At 75.8% G+C, this 6,224-nt stretch carries 5 protein-coding genes and 1 riboswitch; of the genes, 2 read left to right on the forward strand and 3 right to left on the reverse strand.

Annotation, left to right across the window (positions count from 1 at the left end; translation table 11 throughout):
* Positions 1–83: 83 nt before the first annotated feature.
* The 3 genes from V9U69_RS08800 to V9U69_RS08810 all read right to left on the reverse strand — a co-directional run bounded on the left by V9U69_RS08800 (position 84) and on the right by V9U69_RS08810 (position 4,279).
* Positions 84–731 carry a transglycosylase family protein gene (locus V9U69_RS08800; protein ID WP_337061249.1) on the reverse strand — a complete coding sequence of 216 codons (648 nt, stop codon included), beginning with the start codon at positions 729–731 and terminating at the stop codon, positions 84–86.
* A gap of 8 nt (positions 732–739) precedes the next feature.
* Positions 740–901, reverse strand: a riboswitch (cyclic di-AMP (ydaO/yuaA leader).
* 183 nt (positions 902–1,084) lie between these two features.
* Complete coding sequence (locus V9U69_RS08805) at positions 1,085–1,861, reverse strand: lysophospholipid acyltransferase family protein (protein ID WP_337061250.1); 777 nt, start codon at positions 1,859–1,861, stop codon at positions 1,085–1,087.
* Between the two features lie 123 nt (positions 1,862–1,984).
* Positions 1,985–4,279 (reverse strand): SDR family oxidoreductase, encoded by a 2,295-nt coding sequence (locus V9U69_RS08810; RefSeq protein ID WP_337061251.1) that lies wholly within the window; start codon positions 4,277–4,279, stop codon positions 1,985–1,987.
* A 160-nt stretch (positions 4,280–4,439) separates the two neighbouring features.
* Between V9U69_RS08810 and V9U69_RS08815 the strand changes: the two genes are divergently transcribed.
* Both V9U69_RS08815 and V9U69_RS08820 read left to right on the forward strand, forming a co-directional pair.
* Positions 4,440–5,009: a PAS domain-containing protein gene (locus V9U69_RS08815; RefSeq protein WP_337061252.1), complete on the forward strand. Its 570-nt coding sequence runs from the start codon at positions 4,440–4,442 to the stop codon at positions 5,007–5,009.
* Between the two features lies 1 nt (position 5,010).
* The gene (locus V9U69_RS08820; protein WP_337061254.1) at positions 5,011–5,988 is read left to right on the forward strand and encodes a methyl-accepting chemotaxis protein; all 978 of its coding nucleotides are present in this window, start codon (positions 5,011–5,013) and stop codon (positions 5,986–5,988) included.
* Positions 5,989–6,224: the final 236 nt, after the last annotated feature.

Below are 6,224 nucleotides of genomic sequence, written 5' to 3' on the forward strand. Positions count from 1 at the left end.
CCACCGCACGCGCGGAACCCCCCGGTGCACGGGTGCACCGGGGGGTTCCGCGGGAGCGCCGGCCCGTCGGGGCCGTGCGGGGCTCAGGGCAGGGTGAGGACCATGCCGACCGCGATGCGCGCCGGGTCGTCGCCGATGACGGCGCGGTTGGCGTTCCACAGGTTCACGTAGCCGCCGGCCACGCCGTTGTTCACCGCGATCCGGTACAGCGTGTCGCCGGGCTGCACGGTGTACGTGCGCGCCGCGGGGGCGGGAGCCGGGGCGGCCGCCACGACGGGCGCCGGGGCCGGGGCCGGGGCCGGGGCCGGGGCGGGGTTCAGCAGCGCCTGCTCGGCGCCGGCCGGGTCCGCCGCACCGCTCAGGCCCAGGCGGCGCGAGCAGGACGGCCAGGCGCCCCAGCCCTGGCGGGCGAGGACGCGCTCGGCGACGACGATCTGCTGCTCGCGGGTGGCCTGGTCGGCGCGCGGGGCGTACTGCCCGCCGCCGAAGCCGGTCCACGTGCGGGGGCTGAACTGCAGCCCGCCGTAGTAGCCGTTGCCGGTGTTGATGCTCCAGTTGCCGCTGGACTCGCACTGGGCCAGGCGGTCCCACTCCGAGACGGGAGCGGCGGAGGCGCCGGTGGCGGGGGCGAGGATCGCGGCGCCGGCCGCACCGGCGGCGGCGGTGGCGAGCAGGCCGCGGCGCAGGGCGCGAGCGGACGTGCGGGTGCGACGGAAGGACAGCGCGGGCATGGGGAGACCTCCAACGCCTGCGAGGTGAGCTGTCGGGTTCGGGCCGAAGGTTGTTTGGCCCGGCCGCCCGCAGGCGGCTTCACCCCGAGGACCTCCGCCGCGCGGTGCGCGGTGGACGTCCGAGGAACCATGGGTCCCCCGCTCCCACCCGTCGATCACAGGTGCCGGCGCGGGGCGGGTGGGACTCGGCGTGTCCCCGCGACGGGCTCCCGAACGGCCTCGGGAACACGCCGACCGTAACAAGACTGAAGCCGTACGTACACCGTCCTGTCGCCCGCAGCGCCCCGGCGGTGGTGCGGGCGTGCGGGGCGCGCCCCGGCGGTGTGACCGAGGTCACCGGCCCGGGGGGCTGCTCAGCTGTTGGCGAGCAGCTTCGCCACGGCCTCCTCGATGCGCGGGGTGAAGTCCCCGGCGCGCTCGCCCGGCCGCCCGTGCAGCGGCTCGCCGAAGGTCACGCTGATGCGCGGACGACCCTTCGACGGCCAGTTCTGCCGCGGGGGCATCGCCTCGAACGTGCCGCGCAGCGCCACCGGGACCACCGGCACACCCGCCTCCAGCGCCAGGTACGCCGCCCCCTTCTTGAACGGGCGCACCTCGCCCGTGTAGCTGCGCCCGCCCTCGGGGAAGATCACCAGGCTCCAGCCGTCGGCCAGCAGCTGCGAGGACGCGTTCGCGCCCCGGCCGCCGCGCCGCTCCAGCGGGAAGGTGCCGATCACCAGGCCCGACGGGGCTGAGCGCCACCACACGTCGAAGAAGTAGTCCGCCGCCGCGGCCACCGCCACCCGCCGGCGCCGCCGCGGGCCCAGGGCGTCCAGCAGCACCGGGGTGTCCAGGTGCGAGGAGTGGTTGGCCACGATCACCGCCGGGCCGCCGATGCCGTCCAGCAGCTCCACGCCCCGCACGTCGATGCGCAGCTCCGCCCGCATCAGCGGTGTCAGCAGCACGCGCTGCAGACCCGCCCGCACGGCCGACGCCGGCCGCGAGCGCACCCAGTCGTTGCGGTGCACCTTGCGCGGGCCGCCCGGCCCGTCCGGTGCGCCCGCGCCACCGCCGCCGGCGCGGCGCCCCCGGGCCAGCGGGAAGGCCCGCACCAGGCGGCGGGGGCCGTCCTCACCCATCAGCATCGTCATGCGGGGACCTCCTCGCGCACGGCTCCGGGCGCGTTCGGCGTTCGTGACGGGCGCACCCGTGCATCTTCCCACGGCACGCCCACCGCGCCCGCGGACGGCGCGGGCCGCGGCGAGCCACGGCTCTCAGGCGGTTCCGGCCAGCACCTGCTGCGGCACCCGCAGCCGCCGCGCCGGCGACGACGCCGCCCAGTCCGCCACCGGCCAGCGCGCGGCGCGCGCCACCCGGAACAGCGACACGTCCGGCGAGACGGCCGTCGGGTTGCCCACGGCCCTCAGCAGCGGCACGTCCGGGTGGGAGTCGGCGTAGGCGTAGCTGGCGGACAGGTCCGCTCCGACGACCTCCGCGTACCGGCGCAGCCACGCCGCGCGCGACTCCCCGACCAGCGGCGGGGAGGTGAGGAACCCGGTGGCCCGCCGGCGCCCGTCCGGGCCGGTCTCCTCCTCCAGGTCCGTGCACACCACCTCGTCGAACAACCCCGCCAGCGGGCGGGTCACCACGCGCGCGTCACCCGTCATGAGGATCGTGCGGTGCCCGGCGTCGCGGTGCGCCTGGATGCGGCGCAGCGCGTCGGAGGAGACCTGCTCCAGGAAGCGGGGGGCGAACACGTCGTCCACGTAGGTCTCCAGCGCCCCCAGGTCCACCCCGGCGTAGCCGCGGAACAGCGAGCGCAGGAAGCTGCCGCGGTCGCGGCGCTCGGCCGCGATCCAGCCCGGCAGGTGCCGCACCACGCGCGCGAACTCCGCCACCCGCGCCGACGCGTCCAGCTGCGACAGGCGCAGCGTCAGGTACGTGTCCACCACCGTGCCCGGCAGCAGGGTGCCCGCCAGGTCGAAGACCGCCAGCACCGGTGCCGCGCCCTCCGCGACCGGCTTCAGCTCCCGCGGGCCGCCGGAGGCCTCGGCGGCCTTGCGGCGCCGGCGGATCTCCTCGTACTTGCGCATCTGCCCGGTCACGCTGGGGCAGTGCGTGTCGCGCCAGTACGCCTGCCAGTCCACCACGGCGGTGTCGAAGCCCCACAGCTCGACGTCCTCCGGGTCCAGGGACCGGTGCAGCGCGAGCGTGTTGTCGTCCACGAAGCGCAGCTCCGCCTCGGTGTACGCCTTGTACAGGTCCATGTAGCGGCGGGCGAACTCCACCTGGCGGCGCGCGGCGTCCAGCTTCCGGGACGCCCGCCGCACCCGCTCCGAGCGCGGGGCCAGCATCAGGGCGCGGTTGCCCACGCCGGTGAGCAGCTCACCGGCGCGCACCTTGCGCTCCACCGCGTTCTGCCCGGGGAACTCCCACGTCGGCATGACCTCGGGGGAGGAGTCGAACGGGTGCTCCACGAAGTAGTCGCGCACGTGCTCGTACAGCCCGCGGAACGTGATCGGGTTCCGGTTGCCGGAGGAGACGTGGTAGTACGCCGGCTGCGACAGCGGCGGCGGGGTCGCGGCCGCCTTGAGGATCGCGTTGACGACGTGGTCGATCGGCACGACGTCCAGCACCGAGTCGGGGGCGGCGGGGAACTCCGTCAGCTCGCCCTTGCCGTACGCCAGGATGATCGGCTCGGCCATCTTGAAGCCCTCGATCCAGCCCGGGTGCGGGTGGACCAGCGCCGACTCCACGATGCTCGGGCGCAGGATCGTCGTCGGCACCACCGGCGCCGCGACCTCCTCCACGAACCGCTCGCCCATCGCCTTGGTGAACGTGTAGCAGTCCGTCCAGCCCAGGGTGCGGGCCCGCTCCTTGCCGGCGGCCTTCTGCTGCTCGCTCACCCACTCCACGCGGCGGCGCTCGGCGTCGGCGGCCACCGTCAGCGGCCCGGCGCGGCCGTGGTCGCGCTCCGCGGCGCGCAGGAACGTCCGCAACCGCGCGTCCAGGCGGGAGTCCTCCTCGATGCGCGCGGCCAGCCGCAGGCCCGCCTCCAGCTCGGTGCGCCAGTCCACGTCGTGGTCCACGGCCCGCTCCGGCACGGCGCCGCGGCGGCGGCCGCCGACGTAGGCGGTGGACACGTGCACGTAGTGGACGGGGCGCTCGGGCCGGGAGGCGGCCAGCACGCGCTCCACCAGCGACCTCGTGCCCAGCACGTTGGTGGTGAAGGCGTCCTGGATCAGCGGGTCGAAGGAGACGTCGCCGGCGCAGTGCACCACCACGTCCAGGTCGCCGGGCAGCTCCGGCACCTGCGCCAGGTCGCCCTCGAGGACGTCCACGCGCGTCTTCAGCAGGTCGTCGGGGTCACCGGCGGCCGAGAAGATGCGCTTCCTCAGCAGCGAGCGCATCCGGTCCTCGCCGCTCTGGCCCGGCTTGGGGCGCACGAGCGCGACGACCGAGGCGCCGGGCACGTCCACGAGGATCCGCTGCAGCAGCGCCTCGCCGATGAAGCCGGTCACGCCGGTCAGGAGGAGGCGCTTGCCGTCGAGCTGCTCAGCCAATCGCACCGGGCGATCCTGCCACGACCCGGCGGTGCCGCCGGACGCGCGGCACCCGTGCCCGCTCCCTCGCGAGCGGGACGCGTCGCGGGCTCAAGCCCGTGGCGGTGCTGCCGATGACCCGGTGAGGTGCAGCCGAACAGGGGAGCTGCCGCAGCAGGGAGTGAGCATGGGGAGCGCCACCACCGCGCCGGGCCCGCGCCGGGCCGCCGTGCGGCCCACCGGTCAGCAGCGGACGTTCGGGGCGGACGAGCTCATCGTCTCCAAGACCGACACCCGCGGGATCATCACCTACGCCAACGACGTCTTCTGCCGCGTCGGCGCCTACGAGCTGCACGAGGTGATCGGGCAGCCGCACAACCTCATCCGCCACCCCGACATGCCGCGCGCCGTCTTCAAGCTGCTGTGGGACACCGTCTCCTCCGGTCGCGAGCTGTTCGCGTACGTCAACAACCTCGCCGCCGACGGCGCGAACTACTGGGTGCTGGCGCACGTGACCCCCTCCTTCGGGCCGGGCGGGAGGATCGTCGGCTACCACTCCAACCGCCGCCGCCCCGCCACCGCCGGCGTGGAGGCGATCCAGCCGCTCTACCGGGAGCTGCTCGCGGAGGAGTCCCGCGCGGGCTCCGGCCGCGCCGCCGCCGAGGCCGGCGGCGCCCTGCTGCAGCGCCGCCTCGCCGAGCGCGGCGTCGACTACGACGAGTTCGTGTGGTCCCTGATCCCCGACGCGGAGGCCTGAGATGAGCAGCACCGGCAGGCGCGGCCCGTTCGGCCGCCGGCGCCCCGCCGCCGGCGCGCCCGACGAGCTGGCCCTCCACCGGGCCCTGGTGGAGCAGGTGACGCGCGTGTGCGAGGCCGCCGCCGCCGGCGACTCCGAGGCCCGCGTGGCGGGCGTCCCCGGTTCCGAGGCGGTCCCGCACCTCGCCGATCTCGTGCGGGGCGTCAACCGCGCGCTGGACGTCTCCGACGCCTTCGTGCGCGAGGCCGGCGCGGTGCTCAGCTCCGCGGCCGAGGGCCGGTACCACCGCCGCCTGCTGCCCGGCGGGCTGCGCGGTGCCTACCGCGACAGCGCGGCCCTCATCGACGGCGGGCGCGCCGGCATGCAGCGCGACGCCCGCAGCATCGCCGCCGCCGCCGACTCCCGGCTGGCGCTGGCCGACACGTTCGAGGCCGACGTCCTCGGCGTGGCCGAGCAGGTCGCGACCGCCTCCACCGAGCTCAGCGCCTCCGCGCAGGGCCTCGCCACGGCCGCCTCGGCGGCCAGCGTGGAGGCGGACCAGGCTTCCGGCACCATGCGGGCGCTGACGCAGGCGTCGGAGGAGATCCAGCAGGTCGTCTCCGTCATCAACAGCATCGCCGACCAGACGCGCCTGCTGGCCCTGAACGCCACCATCGAGTCCGCCCGCGCCGGCGAGGCCGGCCGCGGCTTCGCCGTCGTGGCCGCCGAGGTCAAGGAGCTCGCGGACCAGACGGGCCGCGCGACCGAGCAGGTCTCGCAGCAGGTGGCGAGCATCCGCGCGCAGGCCCAGGGCGCGGTGCAGGCCATCACCGGCATCAGCTCCACCGTGGCCGAGATGAACGGCCTCGTGGACGGGGTGCGCGCCGCCGTGGACGGCGGCGGCAACTGGGGCGGTGCGCAGGACGCCACGGGCCTGTCCCGCCTGGCGGAGGAGCTGCGCGTGAAGATCGACGCCTTCCTCTCCGGCCTGCGCGGCTGACCCCTCCTCCTCCCGACCGCCCCGCCCCTCCCTGCGGTGATCAAGGAAGTTGCAACTTCCTTGATCACCGCAGGGAGGGGCGGGGCGGTCGGGAGGAGGAGGGGTCAGCCGCGCAGGCCGGAGAGGAAGGCGTCGATCTTCACGCGCAGCTCCTCCGCCAGGCGGGACAGGCCCGTGGCGTCCTGCGCACCGCCCCAGTTGCCGCCGCCGTCCACGGCGGCGCGCACCCCGTCCAC

The organism is Kineococcus sp. G2 (assembly GCF_037154035.1).
GTDB lineage: Bacteria > Actinomycetota > Actinomycetes > Actinomycetales > Kineococcaceae > Kineococcus.